The 17,693-nt window shown below is 62.0% G+C and carries 21 protein-coding genes; 7 read left to right on the top strand and 14 right to left on the bottom strand.

What is annotated here, in order from left to right; genetic code table 11:
- Positions 1 to 21 precede the first annotated feature (21 nt).
- Positions 22 to 366, top strand: a complete 345-nt coding sequence (locus FFM81_RS22210) for a RidA family protein (protein ID WP_003572224.1) — start codon at positions 22 to 24, stop codon at positions 364 to 366.
- Between the two features lie 31 nt (positions 367 to 397).
- Positions 398 to 1,411, top strand: a complete 1,014-nt coding sequence (locus FFM81_RS22205; RefSeq protein WP_138384584.1) for a succinylglutamate desuccinylase/aspartoacylase family protein — start codon at positions 398 to 400, stop codon at positions 1,409 to 1,411.
- Here the strand turns inward: FFM81_RS22205 and FFM81_RS22200 are convergent.
- From FFM81_RS22200 to FFM81_RS22170, 7 genes are all read right to left on the bottom strand, one after another.
- A complete protein-coding gene (locus tag FFM81_RS22200) occupies positions 1,408 to 2,592 on the bottom strand; it encodes a hypothetical protein (protein WP_025417907.1) in 1,185 nt (394 codons plus the stop codon). The genes FFM81_RS22205 and FFM81_RS22200 overlap by 4 nt on opposite strands.
- A 154-nt stretch (positions 2,593 to 2,746) precedes the next feature.
- Complete coding sequence (locus FFM81_RS22195) at positions 2,747 to 3,403, bottom strand: 4-carboxy-4-hydroxy-2-oxoadipate aldolase/oxaloacetate decarboxylase (RefSeq protein ID WP_173883874.1); 657 nt, start codon at positions 3,401 to 3,403, stop codon at positions 2,747 to 2,749.
- A 101-nt stretch (positions 3,404 to 3,504) separates the two neighbouring features.
- Positions 3,505 to 4,341, bottom strand: a complete 837-nt coding sequence (locus FFM81_RS22190) for an ABC transporter substrate-binding protein (RefSeq protein WP_003572216.1) — start codon at positions 4,339 to 4,341, stop codon at positions 3,505 to 3,507.
- 31 nt (positions 4,342 to 4,372) lie between these two features.
- The gene (locus tag FFM81_RS22185; RefSeq protein ID WP_003572214.1) at positions 4,373 to 5,137 is read right to left on the bottom strand and encodes an amino acid ABC transporter ATP-binding protein; all 765 of its coding nucleotides are present in this window, start codon (positions 5,135 to 5,137) and stop codon (positions 4,373 to 4,375) included.
- A complete protein-coding gene (locus FFM81_RS22180) occupies positions 5,134 to 5,892 on the bottom strand; it encodes an amino acid ABC transporter permease (protein ID WP_003572211.1) in 759 nt (252 codons plus the stop codon). The genes FFM81_RS22185 and FFM81_RS22180 overlap by 4 nt, the downstream gene beginning before the upstream one ends.
- On the bottom strand, positions 5,889 to 6,596 hold the full coding sequence (locus FFM81_RS22175; RefSeq protein ID WP_138384585.1) for an amino acid ABC transporter permease: 708 nt from the start codon (positions 6,594 to 6,596) through the stop codon (positions 5,889 to 5,891). The genes FFM81_RS22180 and FFM81_RS22175 overlap by 4 nt, the downstream gene beginning before the upstream one ends.
- The gene (locus FFM81_RS22170) at positions 6,593 to 7,366 is read right to left on the bottom strand and encodes an SDR family oxidoreductase (RefSeq protein WP_025417910.1); all 774 of its coding nucleotides are present in this window, start codon (positions 7,364 to 7,366) and stop codon (positions 6,593 to 6,595) included. Before FFM81_RS22170 ends, FFM81_RS22175 begins: the two co-directional genes overlap by 4 nt.
- A gap of 233 nt (positions 7,367 to 7,599) precedes the next feature.
- On the opposite strand from FFM81_RS22170, the gene nac reads away from it, so the two are divergent.
- The gene (nac, locus tag FFM81_RS22165) at positions 7,600 to 8,505 is read left to right on the top strand and encodes a nitrogen assimilation transcriptional regulator NAC (RefSeq protein ID WP_003572206.1); all 906 of its coding nucleotides are present in this window, start codon (positions 7,600 to 7,602) and stop codon (positions 8,503 to 8,505) included.
- Between the two features lie 9 nt (positions 8,506 to 8,514).
- On the opposite strand, the gene FFM81_RS22160 is transcribed toward nac, so the two are convergent.
- The 7 genes from FFM81_RS22160 to FFM81_RS22130 form a co-directional block, all read right to left on the bottom strand.
- On the bottom strand, positions 8,515 to 9,717 hold the full coding sequence (locus FFM81_RS22160; protein ID WP_138384586.1) for a pyridoxal phosphate-dependent aminotransferase: 1,203 nt from the start codon (positions 9,715 to 9,717) through the stop codon (positions 8,515 to 8,517).
- A gap of 61 nt (positions 9,718 to 9,778) precedes the next feature.
- Positions 9,779 to 10,546: a 5-oxoprolinase subunit PxpA gene (locus FFM81_RS22155; protein WP_138384587.1), complete on the bottom strand. Its 768-nt coding sequence runs from the start codon at positions 10,544 to 10,546 to the stop codon at positions 9,779 to 9,781.
- Between the two features lie 21 nt (positions 10,547 to 10,567).
- The gene (locus FFM81_RS22150) at positions 10,568 to 11,563 is read right to left on the bottom strand and encodes a 5-oxoprolinase subunit C family protein (RefSeq protein ID WP_003572200.1); all 996 of its coding nucleotides are present in this window, start codon (positions 11,561 to 11,563) and stop codon (positions 10,568 to 10,570) included.
- Positions 11,560 to 12,267, bottom strand: a complete 708-nt coding sequence (gene pxpB / locus FFM81_RS22145; protein WP_003572198.1) for a 5-oxoprolinase subunit PxpB — start codon at positions 12,265 to 12,267, stop codon at positions 11,560 to 11,562. Before pxpB ends, FFM81_RS22150 begins: the two co-directional genes overlap by 4 nt.
- Positions 12,264 to 12,689: a biotin/lipoyl attachment domain-containing protein gene (locus tag FFM81_RS22140; protein ID WP_003572195.1), complete on the bottom strand. Its 426-nt coding sequence runs from the start codon at positions 12,687 to 12,689 to the stop codon at positions 12,264 to 12,266. The genes pxpB and FFM81_RS22140 overlap by 4 nt, the downstream gene beginning before the upstream one ends.
- A complete protein-coding gene (gene accC / locus FFM81_RS22135; protein ID WP_138384588.1) occupies positions 12,686 to 14,080 on the bottom strand; it encodes an acetyl-CoA carboxylase biotin carboxylase subunit in 1,395 nt (464 codons plus the stop codon). Before accC ends, FFM81_RS22140 begins: the two co-directional genes overlap by 4 nt.
- Complete coding sequence (locus tag FFM81_RS22130; RefSeq protein ID WP_138384589.1) at positions 14,080 to 14,511, bottom strand: acetyl-CoA carboxylase biotin carboxyl carrier protein; 432 nt, start codon at positions 14,509 to 14,511, stop codon at positions 14,080 to 14,082. Before FFM81_RS22130 ends, accC begins: the two co-directional genes overlap by 1 nt.
- A gap of 227 nt (positions 14,512 to 14,738) precedes the next feature.
- Here FFM81_RS22130 and tnpA point away from each other — a divergent pair, with 227 nt between their 5' ends.
- The 4 genes from tnpA (at position 14,739) to FFM81_RS22110 (ending at position 17,478) form a co-directional block, all read left to right on the top strand.
- Positions 14,739 to 15,152, top strand: coding sequence for an IS66-like element accessory protein TnpA (gene tnpA, locus FFM81_RS22125; RefSeq protein ID WP_246401321.1), 414 nt, complete (start codon positions 14,739 to 14,741; stop codon positions 15,150 to 15,152).
- Entirely contained in the window at positions 15,149 to 15,496 is a 348-nt protein-coding gene (tnpB, locus tag FFM81_RS22120; protein WP_138384590.1) for an IS66 family insertion sequence element accessory protein TnpB, read from the top strand. Before tnpA ends, tnpB begins: the two co-directional genes overlap by 4 nt.
- 63 nt (positions 15,497 to 15,559) lie before the next feature.
- Positions 15,560 to 17,182, top strand: a complete 1,623-nt coding sequence (tnpC, locus tag FFM81_RS22115; RefSeq protein WP_138384591.1) for an IS66 family transposase — start codon at positions 15,560 to 15,562, stop codon at positions 17,180 to 17,182.
- Positions 17,182 to 17,478 (top strand): hypothetical protein, encoded by a 297-nt coding sequence (locus FFM81_RS22110; protein WP_064697210.1) that lies wholly within the window; start codon positions 17,182 to 17,184, stop codon positions 17,476 to 17,478. The genes tnpC and FFM81_RS22110 overlap by 1 nt, the downstream gene beginning before the upstream one ends.
- Positions 17,479 to 17,693 lie beyond the last annotated feature (215 nt).

Below are 17,693 nucleotides of genomic sequence, written 5' to 3'. Positions count from 1 at the left end.
GCTCAGAAAAGGAAAAGCTGCATGATCCAGCGTTATCAGAAGGGCTCGCGTATGAGCCAGGCCGTCAGCTATGGGGGTCTTGTCTATATTGCCGGCCAGGTGGCGGAAAACCGCAAGGCGGGCATCGAGGAGCAGACCCGCGACGTGCTCGCCAAGATCGACGCCCTTTTGAAGGAAGCCGGCACGGACCGTTCGCGCCTCCTCGCCGTCGACGTGTTTCTGCCGGCGATTACCGATTTCGAGGCGATGAACGGCGTCTACGACAGCTGGATCGACATCGAAAATCCGCCAGCCCGCGCCTGCACCGAAGCACGGCTCGCCGATCCCGATCTGCGCGTCGAAATGACCGCGGTCGCCGCACTCTGATCCAACGGCAACCGCCCGCACTGGAGACATCATGCACAGCGGCCTCGTCAATCCGATCGACTTTTCGCGCGAGGGCCGGCAGGCCGGTCATCTCGCTATTCCCTATTCGATCGACCGCTCGCCCTATTATCAGATCCGCATTCCGATCCTTCGCTTGCAGAATGGCAAGGGGCCGTCCTTGCTGCTGATGGCCGGCAACCATGGCGACGAATATGAGGGCGAACTCCAGCTCGGCCGGCTGATGCGCCTGCTTGACGTCGCCGAAATCCGCGGCGCCGTCACCATCCTGCCGATGGCGAACCTGCCGGCGGTGATGGCGGCCAAGCGCTGCTCGCCCTTCGACGGCGGCAACCTCAACCGAGCCTTTCCCGGCGATCCCACGGGCTCGCCGACGGCACGCCTCGCGCATTTCCTCGAACACGTCCTCTTTCCGCGCCATGACGCCGTGCTCGACCTGCATTCCGGCGGCACGTCGATGACCCACCTGCCCTGCACGCTGATCGAGCGGCAGGCCGATGCCGCCCGCTTCGAGCGGTCCGTCTCGCTAATGCGGGCGATGGGCGCGTCGCATGCCTTCATCGCAGATAACGGACCGGCGGCGCCGACATCGATGGGGGCTGCGGCACGGGCCGGCATCATCGGGCTTTCCGGCGAATTCGGCGGCGGCGGAACCGTGACGTCCGAGACGATGGCTTTTACGGCGGCGGCGATCGACCGGCTGCTCGTGACGCTCGGGATCGTCGGGCGCCCGGTTCTGTCGCGCGCGCCGCTCTCGAAGCCGGGGCCGCTGCAGCTGCTCTCGCTGTCACGGCACAGCCAGGGCATCTACGCCAACCGCAGAGGCTGGTTCGAGCCAGCCGCAGCCCTCGGGGCAACCGTTTCCGCCGGTGATCTCGCCGGATGGTACCATGACCTGGAACGCCTGGAGCAGCCGGAGGAAGAGCTGCGTTTTGCCGAGAGCGGCGTCGTCATTTCCCATCGGCTGCATTGCGACAGCCAGGCCGGCGACTGCCTGATCCAGGTTGCCGAGCCCATCACCGCTTAGGTAATGGCGCCGACCGCCGCCCGGACCCAGTCGAGCCGCTTAGCCGGGATGAGGCCATAATTGTAGAAGTTCACGCCGTCGGCGCCGGCATCGACGGCGGCCTTGGCGCGGGCGGTCAGCGCTGCGGCTTCGCAGACTTCGGGATAGAAGACACGCAGGCCGACGCCGAGAAACTTTTCCGGTCCAAGTGCTGCCCGGCCGGTGCGGATGACATCGCTGACGGCATTGGGCTCCATATCGTAGCAGCAGAGAATGGCGCCGTCGCAGAGCCGGCCGACCGCCGTGAGATCGACGCCGCCGAGCCAGCCGTCCTTCAGATCGATCAGCACGATGCGGGTCGCCGGATCGGCTGCCGCCTTGATCTCGCCGATCAGGCTGGTCACCGGTTCGCTGCGCCAGGCGAGATAGGCATGGAGATCGGGATGGCCGCGGAAGGCATCGATGCCGGCTGCCGGGAAATCCGGAAACTGCCGTTCCGGCACTGCCCGTTCGCAGAGTTCGGCGATGAAGCGAGCCACCGATTTACGCGCGCCTTCGACCGGAACGCCGGCATTTGCAGCTCGCGCCGCGCAATGGTCGCAGAAGCAGAGCGACAGCAGAAAATCGTCCTCGGCATTCAGGCCGACGCCGTCCTTTTCGTGATGGTATTCATGCGCGAAGCCCATGAAATTGGGGCTTTCGAGTTCCACCATGTCGGGCCGATAGTTGACCGTGATGTCGCGGACAAGGGTGACGGCATAGTCGCGCGCCCCCGGGCTGGAGGGGCAAAGATTGTAATAGTTAGGATTGCCGAAGGCGTTGCGCGTCACGTGGTCGGGATGCAGCATGCCGAGACGGCTATTGTGGAGGCAGACCGTCCAGCAGGAGACCTTGAGACCCGTCGTCTCTCGCTCCCTGACGAGCGCTTCGAGCATGTCGCCACGCTCGGTTACATTCCCCGCCATCAGCGGCCGGATCAGCTTGTCCTGCCAGAGGCTTTCGTCCGGCCGGAAATAGACCGTTCCGTCCTCGGGGAAATAGGCCTTCTGCTGCGGGCTGCGCGGCTGAAGGAACCGGCCCGCATGATAGGAGGTCGCCAGACTGACCGTCGTGAGGCCCGCCCGGCCGGTCAGCTCGGTAGCAAAGACGTCGAGCCCCTGGTCCTGGATATCCCATGGATAAGTCCACATGGAAAGATGCATGGCGCGCTCCCGTCGAATCTGTCCACTTTATAGAACATGTGTCCACAATAGTGTCCAGATCGATCTTGGAGCGCGGCGATGGCAGGTCGGTATCGCAGGGAGATTGGCAAGACACCCAGTGGCGTTGCTCGCCGCGCACGCATCAGGGAGTATCTCAGATATCGACGACAAGGCCCTTGGCTTGCAGCACCGGTGCCAGATTGCTGACCTCGATGACGGATCTGCCCGCCTTGTAGGCGGCGATATAGCCGGCTTCGGCATCTTCGCGAGCCTGCGACAGTCGGGCGGCTTCCTGGGCTTCCTGCCTGCGCACGACCACCAGCCCGTCGGCATCGCCGACGATGATGTCGCCGGGATTGATGGTTTCGCCGCCGACGATGATGGTGTCGTTCACCGCCGCAATGGTTTCCTTCACCGTGCCCTTGATGCAGACGCTGAGCGAGAAGACCGGGAAACCGAGCTCCCGCAGCTGCAGCGTGTCGCGCACACCGGTGTCGGTGACAAGACCGCCGATGCCCTTGGCAAGGCAGGCATTGGCAAGCACGTCGCCGAAGGAGCCGGCCTCTTCGTATTCGCCCGCCGATACGACGATGATGTCGCCTGGCTTCGCATAGTTGATGGCGAGCTGCAGCATGATGTTGTCGCGCGGCGCGCATTTGACCGTGAATGCCGGGCCGCACAGTTTCATGCGGTAGTCGACGGGCTTGAGCCGCGAGGAGAGTGCGCCGCGGCGCCCCTGGGCTTCGTGGATGGTCGCCGGCGAAAATTTGGAAACGGCCTCGATGTCAGCTTTGCTGGGCCGTTCAGCGATGTCTTTATATGGATCATGGGTGCCTCACATCGTTGGTAGACGGCGGGCATATCCCGCCGTCTTATCTCGGTTGTCATCGGGAAGTTCCGAGACCGGTCGGTCTACGGGATCGGGTCGAACTTCAGTTCGCTAAGCGGCACGACTTTGTCGGTGCGGGTCATCTTGTATTCGGTGTTCGGGCCGAGCCACTTGTCCCAGATCTTGTTGATCTCGCCGGATTCATCGAGCTTATGCAGGATCTCGTTGATCTTGGCGGTGAGCGCCGGCTGATCCTTGGCCATGCCGATGCCGATCGGCTGGTAGAGCATCGGCTCCTCGATCATCCGCATCGCCTTGCCCTTGCTCTTGGATTCATTGACGAACTTGGTCGTCGTCATGGTGTTTGCCACCATGCCGCGCGCCTTGCCCTGCTGAACGGCGAGATAGGCCGAGGCGGTATCCTGGAAGGTCAGCGGGTCGGATTTGTTGAGCTTGATCGACATTTCCGAGGTCGAGCCCTTGGTGGATGCGATGCGCTGGCCTGCGTAATCAGCCTTCGTCTTGCCGGCGTCATCGGCCGGCACGATCAGCATTTCCTTGGCGAGATAGTAGGGATCGCTGAACTGGATCTGTTCGGCGCGGCTCAGCGTATAGGCAAGGTTGGCAACGGTGATGTCAACCCGGCCGAGCTTGACCTCTGGCACGCGGGCCTCGACCGAAACCGGCTTGATCTCGGCCTTGACACCCAATTCCTTGGCGATGGCGCCGCAGAGATCGACGTCGAAGCCGGCCATTTCGCGGGTCTTCGGATCAGGAGAAGCGAATGGGGGAACGTCGGCAAACGTCGCGCAGCGCAACGTTTTCGCCGACATGATGGTGTCGAGCTGATCGGCTTTTGCGGGCACGGCGGCTGCCACGCCGGCAAAGGCGGCGGTGAGGGTCAGGTATTTCCAGTTCATTGCTGTTCTCCTTTGTTTTTGGTGGTTGGTATCAGTGCCTGAGATCAGCGAGGAAACGCTGAGCCCGGGGATGGCGCGGATTGTTGAAGAATTCCTCCGGGGTCGCCGTTTCGATGATCTGGCCGGCATCGATGAACCAGATCCGATCCGCGACGTCGCGCGCGAACCCCATTTCGTGGGTGACGCAGAGCATGGTCATACCTTCGGACGCCAAGCTCTTCATGACGGCGAGCACCTCGCCGACCATTTCGGGATCGAGCGCGCTCGTCGGTTCGTCAAACAGCATCACCGGCGGTTCCATGGCGAGGGCACGGGCGATCGCCACCCGCTGCTGCTGGCCGCCCGACAGCTGGCCGGGATAGGCCCGGGCCTTGTCGGCAAGCCCGACACGATCGAGGAGCTTGAGCGCCTTTTCGTGTGCGACATCGGGCGCCACGCCCTTCACCCGGATCGGCGACATCGATACGTTTTCGGCGACCGAAAGATGCGGAAACAGGTTGAAGTTCTGGAAGACGAAGCCGATCCGGCTGCGCATCGCGTTGAGTTGCCTCGCCCGCATCGAGGCGTGAATGTTTTGCCCGTCGAGCGCGATCGACCCGCTGTTGATCTCCTCGAGGCGATTGATCGTGCGGATCAGCGTCGATTTTCCCGAGCCGGACGGTCCGCAGATGACCACGACCTCGCCGCGCGCCACCTCAGCATCGATGTCCTTCAGGACCGGATAGTCGCCGTAGCTCTTGCAGACCTGCGAAAGCCGGATCGTCTGCGCATCCTGTGCTGGGACTGTCGTGGTCATAGCTGCTCCGATACAATTTTCGACGGCGTGACCAGGGAGGCGGCGGGAAGGCCGGACAGCCCGGCGCGCCGCCGCGTGATGCGCCGCTCGAGGCGATTTGCGAAGTAGGTCAGCGTCCAGCAGATGGCGAAGTAGACGATCGCCAGAATGAGGAAGACCTGGAAAGGCTGGGTGAGGAGCTGGTTGTTGACCTGGCTTGCAGCAAAAGTCAGGTCGGGAACGTTGATCACATAGCCGAGCGTCGTATCCTTGATCGTCGAGACGAAGGTGGAGAGAATGCTCGGGATCATGTTGTAGAGCGCCTGCGGCAGGATGATGAAGCGCATTGCGCCGATGTAACCGTGGCCTAGCGCCCGCGCTGCATCCATCTGGCCCGGCCCGAGCGCGACGATACCGGCTCGGACGACTTCGCTCAGAAATGCGCTCTGATAGATAACAAGTGTCGTCAGCATGGTGACGAAGCTCGGCACGTCGGCGCCGGTCAGGAGCGGAACCAGGAAATAGCTCCACAGAATGAGCATCAAGAGCGGTACGCCCCTGGTGAAATAGACAAGTGCGGTCACCGGCCAGCGCAGCAGCCTGGATTTGGAGAGCCGCGCCATGGCGAAGAGGATGCTGGCCGGAAAGGCGAGAATGATGCTGAGCGCCGAGAGGATCAGCGTGTTGGCGAGCCCGCCGAGCGGACCGTTCGGATATTGGCCGATCAACAGCAGCAGCCAGTAGTCGCGGACGATGGCGATCATGTCTTGGATCATGCACGCGCACTCCTGGCAGGATCGGCGCGCATCGACAGATAGGCGCCGATGCTCATGATCACGAGCGAGAAGAAGAGGTAGAGAACCGTGCCGATCAGGTAGATCTCGAAGGTACGGAAGCTGAGGTTTTCGATTTCCTTGACGGCATGCGTCAGTTCCGACGCGCCGATGACCACGGCGAGACTGCTGTTCTTGAACAGGGAGACGCTGTGATTGATGAGCGGCGGCAGCGCGTTGCGCACGCCCTGCGGCATGATGACGAAACGCATCGCCGAGACGTAACCATGGCCCAGCGCACGGGCTGCCTCCATCTGGCCGGGACCGACCGAGCGCACGCCGGAACGAAGATCTTCGCTGAAATAGGCTGCCTGGCAGAGCCCGAGACCGATCACCGCAAAGATCGCCTCGGCATTATGACTTGCGAGCCATGTCGCGACCCCGTTCGGCATCAGGGTGAAAATCCCGAAGTACCAGAGCATCAGCTGCACCAGCGTCGGGACGTTGCGGTGGTAGGATACGTAAGCGGCGACCAACGGATCGCCGAAGCGAAAGGGCGACAGGCGTATACCGAGCAGCAGAAGTGCGAGCGCCATCGCCAGCGACCAGGATCCGGCATAGATGATGAAGGTCGTCTCGATGCCATGCAGCAGCATGGCAGCATATTCGGGATTTCCGAGGATTGCCGAAAGGTCGAAGCCGCTCACCGCGTTGGCTCCCCGGACGGATCCGTATTCGACTGCGGCCGTGCGGTCTGCAGGCCGCCCATGACCTGCAGCGTCGGCGTGATCTCCATATGGCCGATATTGACGGCGACGGGAGCCGATATGGCGAAAGCGATCGCATCGGCGATATCGGTGGCCTGCGGCAGCTCGAACCCGTCGATGAACCGTTCCCGAATGCTCGGATCATCGCCGTGGACGTGGTTGAAAATGTCCGTGGCGACCCGGCCGGGGCAAATTTCCGTGACCCGCACCCGCTTGCCGAAAGCATCGATGCGCAGTTGGTTGGACAGCATGCTCACCGCAGCCTTGGTGGCGTGGTAGGACGAGTTGCCACCGAAATTATAGGCTCCGGCGATCGACGAGATGTTGATGACGTGGCCGCGGTCGCGCGCCACCATGCCCGGCACGACCAGACGGCAGATGTGCAGAACGGCCCGCAGATTGACGTCGACGATGAGATCGATATCGCCCTCGTCTGCTTCGAGAAATTTTTTCGGGCGGTCGACGCCGGCATTGTTGACGAGAATGTCGAATTCCACCCGGCGCGCGAGCTCAGCCATGGCCTGGCGGTCGGTCACATCGATCGCGTGGGCGACGCAGCCTGTGCGCGCCGCCAGATGCTGCAGCGCTTCGGCACTGCGGGCAACGGCGTGAACCTCGATGTTCTCCCGGCGGAGCCGCTCAACCACGGCTGCGCCGATACCGGAGGAGGCGCCGGTCACCAGTGCGGTCTTGTAGTCGGAGAATGGCATTGTCGTTCCCTTGTGGTTGATGGAGACAGTAGCGAAGCTTTAACCCCTTGCCTAAGACCGATTATCTCTGGAGCAATAAGCAACGGTTATGGAGCCGGGATCGGCTGGTGAAGAAGAGAAAGCAGTGATGCCGGTATTTCCCTTGCGGCCTCGCCCCAGGCCGCCTCGCGTTGCAAAAGCCATGCGCCTCTGCAAACATGCTATCCGCAGATCAGAATGGTACCCCGACCCTCATGGACATCAGACGCCTCAAATCCTTCATCGTGATCGTCGACAGCGGCAGCATCACGCGAGCGGCGGATCTTCTGCATATCGCCCAGCCGGCGCTCAGCCAGCAGCTTGCGGCGCTGGAGGAGCATTTCGGCCATAAGCTCTTGATCCGCAGCCAGCAGGGCGTCAGCATGACCGATGCCGGACATGCGGTATATCGCCATGCGCAGATTATCCTTCGACAGATGGAGCAGGCGCAAGCCGATGCGTCGGCCGCCGGCAATTCGCTGGCCGGGCGCGTGTCGGTCGGCCTGGTGCCCTTCAGCAGCGCCGCGACGCTGTCGGTCGATCTGCTGGCGGAAACCCGCAAACGCCATCCCGGTATTCTCTTGCATCTGACCGAAAGCGTCGGGCAGACCTATAGCCAGATGATCATGAACGGTCGGCTGGAGATGGCGCTTCTGCATGGAACCGGGCCGATCAAGGGCGTGCGGTTCGAGCCACTCCTCAGCGAAGAGTTTTTCCTGGTGGCGCATCGCGACTTTGCCATCGAAGCGGACGCGAAACCCGTCTCCGTCAATGCGCTCGACGGAATACCGCTGCTGTTGCCGCCGGCCTACAATTTCGTCCGCCGCGCCGTCGATACCGCCTTCACCCGCACCCGCACCAATTTGAAGGTCGTGGCAGAAGTCGAAATCGTCCGGACGCTGGCCCGTGCGGTCGGCAGCGGTCTCGGCGCGACGATCATGCCGAAAGCCATCGCCGATCGCATCGTCTCGGAATCGAGCGAGCCGCTGATCTGCCGGCTCGTCTCACCCAGGATCGAGGAAACGCTGTCGCTTTGCGTTTCCGACCAGAACCCGCTGTCGGAACCGGCGCTCGCCGTCCGGGACATCCTTCTCGAACTGACGGCGCGGCTGAAGGATTAACGCTGCCGGTCAGCGCATATCCTTGCAGAACTCAGCGATGCGTGCACAGCCTTCGCCGAGTTTTTCCATGCTCGTCGCATAGGAGATACGGAAGAAGGGGCTCATTCCGTAAGCCGCGCCTTGCACGGTCGCGACATGATGTTCGTCGACCAGCGCCATGACGAAGTCGACGTCGGTCTCGATCTTGCGGCCGCCCTTGCTGGTCTTGCCGATCAGCCCCGAAATGTTGGGATAGATATAGAAGGCGCCTTCCGGCCGATGGCAGCGCAGCCCTTCCACATCTGACAATTTATCGAGGACGAAATCGCGTCGCGTCTTATAGATCCCGGCACGCTCTTTCAGCAGGTCCTGAGGCCCGTCGAGCGCCGCGGTTGCCGCGGCCTGGGTGAGCGTCGCGATGCCGCCGCCATTTTGTCCATTGACGTTGCTGACGGCCGAGATCAAGTCCTTCGGCCCGGCGCAGAAACCGAGCCGCCAGCCGGTCATTGCGTAAGCCTTGGAGACGCCGTTCATCGTCAGGACACGATCATACAATCTCGGCTCCACTTCCGCGATCGTGCAGAACTGGAAGTCGTCATAGACAAGGTGTTCGTAGATATCGTCGGTCATGATCCAGACGTTGGGATGGCGCAGCATCACCTCGGCAATGGCGGCCATCTCCGCCCGGGAGCAGGCTGCCCCTGTCGGATTGTTCGGGAAATTCAGGAAGAGCCATTTGGTGCGCGGCGTGATCGCCGCCTCCAGATCCTCCGCCCGCAGTTTGAAGCCGGTCTGCTCGTGGCAGGGGACCGCGACGGGCACGCCGCCGGCGAATTTGACGATATCGGCATAGCTGACCCAGGAGGGCGTCGGAATGACGACCTCGTCACCCGGATTGCACGTTGCCAGCATGGCGTTGAAGATCACCTGCTTGCCGCCACCCGAAACAACGATCTGGCTGGCATCGTAATCGAGATTGTTGTCGCGCTTGAACTTCTTGATGATGGCCGCCTTGAGCGCCGGCGTACCGTCCATCGGCGGATATTTCGTATCGCCTGCCAGTGCCGCCGCATGAGCCGCCTCGATCGCGTGTACCGGTGTAGGGAAATCCGGCTCGCCGGAGGAGAGGCTGACGACCTTGATCCCCTTGGCGGCCAGTTCTCGGGCGCGTTGGGTCATGGCGGCGGATGCGGATATGGAGACGTTTTTCAGGCGGTCTGCGATGACGGACATCGGAGTGGTCCTTCGAGGTGAGATTGGGGTAACAGACCGCCGGCAGGCGATCAGGATTGCGTCAGTCGGCGAGTTCGGCGGCGGGAGCGAGCGTGGCGCCGGTGGCTTCGACCTCGCCGCGGACGATGCCGGCAAGCTCCAGGGCGCCGGGGGTGTCGCTGTGAACAAGAATGGAGCGCGCCGGCATGGCGATGACGGCTCCGTCGATGGTTTCGACGGTTCCTTCGAGCAGGAATTTTCGGACGCGGGCGCGCACGGCGGCTTCGTCCTTGACGAGGGCGCCGGCAAGCCCGCGGGCGACAAGTCTGCCCTCGGCGTCATAGGCCCGGTCGGCGAGGAAAAGCGCCAGCGTCTTCAGGCGCGCACGCTTGGCCGCCCGCTGGATCTCGCTGCCTGGCGTAACAAAGACGACGAGATTGGCGTCGACGGTGGCGATCGCATCCATCATCAGGTCGGCAAGCACAGGATCGCGATTGACCATATTGCCCATGGCCGCATGGAAGGAGATATGGGAGACGAAGACCCGCTCGGCTCTGGCGATCGCCATCAGGGCGCCGAGCTGGTAGAGCATCTGCTGGCGAAGCTCGTCCGCCGGGAAGGCTATTTCCCGCCGGCCGAAGCCCAGCCGGTCGGGCAGACCGGGATGGGCGCCGACGCCGACGCCGTTCAGTTTCGCCAGCCGCACCATGCGCCCCATCGTCTCGGGGTCGCCGCCGTGGAAACCGCAGGCGATATTGGCCGACGAGACGATTTTCATCATCGCCTCGTCGTCGCACAGCCGGTAGGGACCAAATCCTTCGCCCATGTCGGAATTCAGATCGATCTTCATCAGTTCCTCCTTTCGATGGCCTCAGGCCATCGCCTTCAGGGCGCGCTTGATCATTTGGGATGTTTGCCTGACATCCTCGACATAGCGGGCGACGGCCTGTTCCACCGCGCGCGCTTGCGCATGCGTCGAGCGCACGAATTTCAGGCGGGCGCCGATACGGGCCTGGCCGAGCCGCCAGAGGTCGCACTCGATCACACCGGCGATCTTCGGATAGCCGCCTGCCGTGTTGGCATCGCTCATCTGCACGATCGGTTCGCCGCCGGGCGGAACCTGAATCACGCCGGGCACGACGCCGTGCGAGCGCATCTCGATGGATGCGGTCGGCGTGATCGGCTCGCCGGAAAGACGGTAGCCCGTGCGGTCGCTTCGCGAGGAAATCCTCCAGGTTTGGCTCCAGAAGGCTTCGCCCTCATTAGCGAAAAGATCATGCTCGCCGGCAGGCAGGGCGCGGATCGGCAAGGCGCCGTCGACGGGAGCCGGGAAGACGTCGCGTAGCGCAACGGCCGGCTCGACGACCGCGAGACCCGCGGCCGGCAGCATAGCAATCTGCTGGTCCTCGCCGACCGCAATCCGATCGCCCTTCGCTAAGGGCCGGCCGGCATTGCCGCCGAAGCCGCCGCGCAGCGACGTGCTTCGCGACCCCATGACGACAGGAATATCAAGCCCGCCTCCGACCGAAATATAAGCGCGCGCCAGCCGCGGCGGCTGCTTGAGCTCGAGAACCTGTCCGGGCTCTGCCGTATGGGCGCACCAGGAAATGAGTTCCGATCCATCGAGACTGACGTGGCCGTCGGCGCCGGTCGCGGCAAAGACGGTACGCCGCTCGAAACGCAGGCTGAATGGGAAGGTCTGGACCTCGATTACCGCCGCATCCTCGTCATTGCCGACGAGAATATTGCCGATCCTGACCGCAAGCGGATCCATGGCGCCGCTCGCCGATACGCCGATGTCGCGATAGCCGGGGCGTCCGAGATCCTGCACCGTGTTGAAAGGGCCGCTTTCCCCAATCTCGATCATAGCTCGATCCTTTCCGGCAGGAACCGCACCGTATCTCCCGGCGCCATCATCGCGGGGGTCGGCGACGTCGGGTCGAACATCTCAAGTGACGCGAAGCCGATGGAATTCCAGCCGTTGGGGCCGGTCAGCATGGCGACGCCGGTCTGCATGCCGCCGATGGTCACGCAGCCCTTCGGCATCTTCAGCGATGGCACGGTCTTTCGCGGCATGTAGATGCGTGGATCGAGACCATGCAGATAGCCGAAGCCCGGCGCGCTTCCTAAGGCGAAGACACGATAGGTGGCTTCATGATGGATGCGCACGACCTCGCGGTCGTTTAAGCCCGAGAGATCGCAAAGGGCCGGAAGGTCAGTCGCATGTTCGCCGCCGTAATGGACGGGGATCTCGACGGTCTTGCCGTTGAGATCGATGCTCTCAGCGTTCTCCCATGCCTCCAGCAGCCGGGCGACCGCCGTATCGGGGTCTTCGGGCGTCTCCTTGAAGATCACCAGCAGGTTGGTCATGCCCGGAATATCTTCTGCAAGGTCCGCCCAGCCCTTCACGGTCTGGGACAAGGCCCAGATCCGCCGTTGCGCGACGAGATCGAAATCGCCTGGCGCCTCGAGCAGAAAGGATCTGGCGCCGATCGAGGAAACCCGCGCCCGGCTTCGGGTGGCCGGAACGATCTCGCGTTGCGAGGTATGTCTGTTCGTGGTGGCAATCATGATGGCAGCTCGATTTCGAACAGAGGGTCACCGAAACTGACCAGGGCGCCGGGTGCTGCGAGCAGCCTCATCAAAACGCCGGAACGGCCGGCGCGAAGGGGAAGCAGCACATGCCCTACCCTGACGAAGCCGATTATATCGGCGGCGGATACGGAGCGCGGCAGATTTCCGGGCACGGCCGGGGCGGCGGGATGTTCGGCGCAGAAATGCCCGGCCATCGTCGCCTTCACGACGACAGGTGCTGGACCTGGAGCGCGGAGCGTCGCTTCTTCTATGCCGATCCGGGCGCCCCCTTCCCCTGACATGACGATGCGAAGCTGCCCGCCCGGCAGGGAGATTTCGAGGCCTTCCACTCCGGCGGCCGTCAGCGCGTCGGTGAGGAATGCAACGGTTGCGGGATCGCTGAAATCGATGGCGCTCATGCGGCCGTCCTCCGCAGCTTCAGCCATTGCTCGAGATAATGGATATCGGTCTCACCGCGTGCGAATGCGTGATCCTCGAACAGGGCGCGGAGGAAGGGGATGTTGGTGGCGATGCCTTCGATTTCGATACCGGCAAGCGCCTCGCACATTCTTGCCATCGCTTTTGCCCGCGTCGGCGCGTGGACAATCAGCTTGGCGATCAGCGAGTCGTAATAAGGCGAGACCCGGTAGCCTGGATGAATGTGCGTATCGACGCGGATGCCCGGCCCCTGCGGCAAAGCCAGATGGGTGACGACACCGGCCGACGGCATGAAGGTGTCGGGATCCTCCGCGTTGATGCGGCATTCGAAAGAGTGGCCTTCGCAGGTCACCTCGTCCTGGATAAGGTTGAGAATCTCGCCCTGGGCCGCATTTATCTGCGCCTGGACGATATCGATCCCGCTCGTCAGCTCGGTGACGGGATGCTCGACCTGAAGGCGGGTGTTCATTTCGATGAAATAGAACGCACCGTTCTCATAGAGGAATTCGAAGGTGCCGACGCCGCGGTAGCCGATCTGGCGGCAAGCCTGGACGCAGGCCATGCCGACCGGCTGAATAATTTCGGGCGCGATCCTGGGCGCCGGCGCCTCCTCCACCACTTTTTGATGGCGGCGCTGCATCGAGCAATCCCGGTGTCCCAGCCACACGGCATTCCCGTGGTCGTCGCAAATGACCTGGACCTCGATATGGCGCGGAAACTCCAGGAATTTTTCCATGTAGAGCGAGGGCGAGCCGAAGGCCTTGCGCGCCTCTTCCCGTGTCAGCGCGATGGCTTCATGCAACTGGTCGGCTTTCGGCACGACGCGCATGCCGCGCCCGCCACCGCCGCCAGACGCCTTGACGATGATGGGATAGCCGATCTCCAACGCGATGCGCTCGATTGCGGCCGGCTCGTCGGGCAGCGCGGTGTCGGGACCGGGAACGCAGGGGACGCCGGCCGCCAGCATCGCCCGCTTCGCCGCGATCTTGTCGCCCATGGTGGCGATCGATGCAGCCGTCGGGCCGATGAAGACCAGCCCGGCCTTTTCAACGGCGTCGGCGAAGGCGGCGTTTTCCGACAGAAAACCGTAACCGGGATGGATGGCGCCCGCGCCGGTCAGGCGAGCGGCAAGAAGGATGGCATCCTGATTGAGATAGCTTTTGCCGGCGGCCGAGGGGCCGATGCAGAGAAAACTGTCAGCGGTCTCGATGTAGGGCGCTTGCCTGTCGGCCTCGGAGCAGATGGCGACCGTCTTCAGGCCGAGTTCGCGGCAGGCGCGCTGAATGCGGACGGCGATCTCGCCGCGATTGGCGATGAGGACGGTATCGAAACGGCGCCCTGAGACGGCGGATTGTTCTGGTGTTTCCGGCATCAGGCGATCTCCGCCAAGAGGTCGCCGGTTTCGACCTCGCCATTGTCGATATCGGTCAGCTGCGTAATGCGCCCGGATCGCGGCGCGGCGATCGTGTTGAAGACCTTCATCGCCTCGATGATGAAAAGCGTCTGCCCCGCTTCCACCGCGTCACCGATCGCGACGAATGGCGGCTCGCCGGGCGCCGGTGCCCGGTGCAGCACGCCGAAAACGGGCGCCTTCACCGCATGGGAGGTTTTCTCAGGCTTCGAAGGCGCATCGGAGACAGGATTGATCGCCGTTTCCGGCTTTGGTGAGGACTCGGCAACAGCTGCCTCTGCCAGTGACGGGCGGAAAATCCGAACCGTCACGTCCTTCTCCGTCACGGTCAGCTCGGTAATATTCGATCGTCCGACAAAGTCGATCAGCGTCTTGATCTTCGAGAGGTCCATATGCGTGCTCGGAATTTCTAAATTCCACCGCGCAGACCTGAAGTTTCACATCGCCCGGTGTCGTGATTTTCGTAGCACGACGCGCCGACTGATGGGGTCAGACGAAGTTTTGATGGAGCGCACTCCGCGCCTTATGGGGACATAACGCCAAACGCCCTTCGACGAAATAGAATGTAACCGCCCGATTGGCACCGCCTGCCGGATAAGGCCTTGATGGCCTAAGACACGTGTTTAACGACGTCGTTAACGACGTGTCTTATGCGGGGATTGCTATGCGCGTTGAAATTCTCGGGCAAGAGCGGCGTCGTCGATGGCGCGACGATGAGAAGCTCGCGATTGTCATGTCTGTTGGGGATGCTGGCGCAACCATCACAGAGATTGCCCATCGGCACGACATTACGCGCCAGCAGATTTACGCCTGGCGTAGCGAGCTGAAGAAGAAGGGTCTTCTCTCGGCGGCGTCGAATGCATTGTTCATCCCCGTCGACGTGAAAGCGGTGCAGATGGATGTCGCTGATGACCGGGAAAGGTCCTCCGGCATGGTCGAACTGCGATTGAGCTGCGGCCGCACGCTTCGCTTCGGCAGTTCGATCGATACGACCGCCCTGACGCAGCTCATCCGGGCGGTGGAAGCGGCATGATCGGGCCTGGGACCGGCGTACGGGTCTATCTTGCGTGCGGGATCACGGACATGCGTAAAGGAATAGAGGGACTTGCCGCGCTAGCGCAGGATGTCTTGCGTCAGAAGCCGACGGGCGGCGCGGTCTTTGCCTTTCGGGGCAAACGAGGCGATCGTTTGAAGCTACTGTATTTTGATGGCCAAGGCTTCTGCCTGTATTACAAGATTTTGCAGAAGGGTCGGTTCCCGTGGCCTGCGGCGTCCGACGGGACAGCGCGACTGACGTCGGCTCAACTGGCGATGTTGTGGGAGGGGATCGATTGGCGTCGTCCTGATTGGGGTGCTCCACCGGCCCGCGTCGGGTGATTTTATCCCTCTGAAACTACTCGTTTTTATGGCAATTTCTCCTGGCCTATGGTAGTCAGGATCATGTCAAACGCAACGACAAATCTTCCTGATGATCCAGCCTTTCTCAAGGCAATGATCACCGCGTTGCAGGCGGAAAACGCGAAGATGTCGGCGACGTTGCAAGCGCACGACCAGTTGATCCAAACCCTACGGCTGCGCATTGCCAAGCTGAAGAAACAGGTCTTCGGCAAGTCGTCTGAAAAGATCGAGCGTGAAATCGAGCAGTTGGAACTCGCGCTTGAGGATCTGTTGATCGCCGCCGCTGAAAGCAGTACTGCGCCAATCGATGAACCTGATGATGCGGCGCCTATTGTTGCCTTGGCGGATACGTCTGAAAAGATCATGCGCCGGCGCCCACGCATCTCGGACAAAGCAGTTCGCGAGCGCCGCGAACTCGATCCTGGCTCCTGCTGCCCGGAATGCGGAGGTGAGTTGCGTCTTGTCGGTGAGGACACAAGCGAAATCCTCGACATGATTGCAGCGCAGATGAAGGTGATCGAGGTCGCCCGATTGAAGAAGTCCTGCCGCTGCTGCGAGAAGATGGTGCAGGTGGCAGCGCCCAGCCGCCCGATCCCTGGCAGCATGGCCGGCGCTGGCCTCTTGGCGTATATTCTGGTCTCGAAGTTCGACGACCATTTGCCGCTGTACCGGCTGAACGAGATCTTCGCCCGCATGGGCGCCGACATTCCCGACAGCACGATGGTTGATTGGTGCGGTCGCGCCATGCAGGTGCTTCAGCCTCTCATCGAGCGGATCGAAACGGCGATTATGGCAAGTGACCTCCTTCATGCCGACGACACCCCGATCCGGGTGCTGGATCGCTCGCTGCGAGACAAGGGGCTGGGCAAGGGTGTGAAGAAGGGTAGGCTCTGGACGTATGTCCGCGATCAACGACCATGGGCGGGCGTTTCCCCGCCTGGTGCAGTCTACTATTTTGCTCCCGACTGGAAAGAAGAGCACGTCCACCGCCACCTCAAGCAATCAAGCGGCATCCTTCAGGCTGACGGCTACAAAGGATATGGCAAGCTGTACTCGCCTGGAGAAAAGGGAGAATCTCGCTTCAAGGAAGCCGCCTGCTGGGCCCACTGGCGACGCGACTTCCACGATATCTGGACATCGAACAAGTCCGAGATCGCGCGAGAGGCTCTCGATCGTATCGGAGCGCTTTACGACATCGAGCGGGGCATCAACGGCCAGCCTCCTGAGATCCGGCTTGCCGCGCGTCAGATGCAGAGCAAGCCCAAGGCTGAAGCATTCCGCCACTGGGCTGAAGCTCAACTAACGCGCATTCCGGGCAAAGGCGATCTGGCGGCAGCTTTCCGCTACGGATTGAGCCGATGGTCCTCGCTCTGCCTGTTCCTCGAAGACGGCCGTGTCGCGATCGACAACAATGCTGCCGAGCGGGCTCTGCGTCCGATAGGCGTTGGAAGACGCAACTGGCTATTCGCGGGAGCCGACACCGGGGCGGAGACCTTGGCGCGGGCCATGACGATCATCGAGACGGCCAAGATGAATGGTCTTGATCCGCAGGCATATTTGGCTGACGTGCTCGATCGCATCCACGATCACAAGATCAATCGACTCGACGAGCTGCTGCCGTGGAACTGGTCGCCCCTCGTCACAATCTCTGCCGAGGCAGCCTGATGGCAACAGTTACCTACGTCCGTACGATCAAATTTGTTGCCGAAATTCTCGAAGAGGACCCGGAGCTTCTTCAAGCAATCGTCTCCAACGATGATAATCTGAGCTACGGCAGCATCATCTCCGTCTACACCGGAGACGACGAATCCGTCACCGCACTGACGGACGACGGCATGGACGAACTGGAGCAGATGCTCAAAGACGCCCGCCGCTCACCCCAAGAATGGAACGACTTCCTCGACAGCTTTGTTGACGACGAACTCCTCGTCGCTCGCATCAGAGCAAAATCTACGCGGTAGCAATCGGGCGGTTACAATAGAATCCATCGAACAGCAAAACGCTTTTCGAAGCGTCGCTTCCTTCCGGAATGATTTACACTTATGGCCCTGCCTCCCACTCCTGTCGTTAGTCCCACCGTCCGGGCGCGATAGGCGTGGGTATATTGTATATCGAGACGCTAGCTCACAACGGCGACTGGCCAATTAGTAGACCGTCAACCCACTTTCGACTGATC

This window comes from Rhizobium hidalgonense (genome assembly GCF_005862185.2).
Classification (GTDB): Bacteria; Pseudomonadota; Alphaproteobacteria; order Rhizobiales; family Rhizobiaceae; genus Rhizobium; species Rhizobium hidalgonense.
Note: the sequence above shows the minus strand (reverse complement) of the source record. Positions and strands in the feature narration are given on the sequence as shown.

Coding starts and splice junctions, on each gene's coding strand:
- FFM81_RS22110 (WP_064697210.1), top strand. CDS start 17,182: ATGGCAACAGTTACCTACGTCCGTACGATCAAATTTGTTGCCGAAATT.
- FFM81_RS22200 (WP_025417907.1), bottom strand. CDS start 2,592: ATGCATCTTTCCATGTGGACTTATCCATGGGATATCCAGGACCAGGGG.
- FFM81_RS22185 (WP_003572214.1), bottom strand. CDS start 5,137: ATGACCACGACAGTCCCAGCACAGGATGCGCAGACGATCCGGCTTTCG.
- tnpC (WP_138384591.1), top strand. CDS start 15,560: ATGTCAAACGCAACGACAAATCTTCCTGATGATCCAGCCTTTCTCAAG.
- FFM81_RS22170 (WP_025417910.1), bottom strand. CDS start 7,366: ATGCCATTCTCCGACTACAAGACCGCACTGGTGACCGGCGCCTCCTCC.
- nac (WP_003572206.1), top strand. CDS start 7,600: ATGGACATCAGACGCCTCAAATCCTTCATCGTGATCGTCGACAGCGGC.
- FFM81_RS22205 (WP_138384584.1), top strand. CDS start 398: ATGCACAGCGGCCTCGTCAATCCGATCGACTTTTCGCGCGAGGGCCGG.
- FFM81_RS22150 (WP_003572200.1), bottom strand. CDS start 11,563: ATGATCGAGATTGGGGAAAGCGGCCCTTTCAACACGGTGCAGGATCTC.
- FFM81_RS22210 (WP_003572224.1), top strand. CDS start 22: ATGATCCAGCGTTATCAGAAGGGCTCGCGTATGAGCCAGGCCGTCAGC.
- tnpB (WP_138384590.1), top strand. CDS start 15,149: ATGATCGGGCCTGGGACCGGCGTACGGGTCTATCTTGCGTGCGGGATC.
- accC (WP_138384588.1), bottom strand. CDS start 14,080: ATGCCGGAAACACCAGAACAATCCGCCGTCTCAGGGCGCCGTTTCGAT.
- FFM81_RS22140 (WP_003572195.1), bottom strand. CDS start 12,689: ATGAGCGCCATCGATTTCAGCGATCCCGCAACCGTTGCATTCCTCACC.
- FFM81_RS22160 (WP_138384586.1), bottom strand. CDS start 9,717: ATGTCCGTCATCGCAGACCGCCTGAAAAACGTCTCCATATCCGCATCC.
- FFM81_RS22180 (WP_003572211.1), bottom strand. CDS start 5,892: ATGATCCAAGACATGATCGCCATCGTCCGCGACTACTGGCTGCTGCTG.
- pxpB (WP_003572198.1), bottom strand. CDS start 12,267: ATGATTGCCACCACGAACAGACATACCTCGCAACGCGAGATCGTTCCG.
- FFM81_RS22190 (WP_003572216.1), bottom strand. CDS start 4,341: ATGAACTGGAAATACCTGACCCTCACCGCCGCCTTTGCCGGCGTGGCA.
- FFM81_RS22155 (WP_138384587.1), bottom strand. CDS start 10,546: ATGAAGATCGATCTGAATTCCGACATGGGCGAAGGATTTGGTCCCTAC.
- FFM81_RS22130 (WP_138384589.1), bottom strand. CDS start 14,511: ATGGACCTCTCGAAGATCAAGACGCTGATCGACTTTGTCGGACGATCG.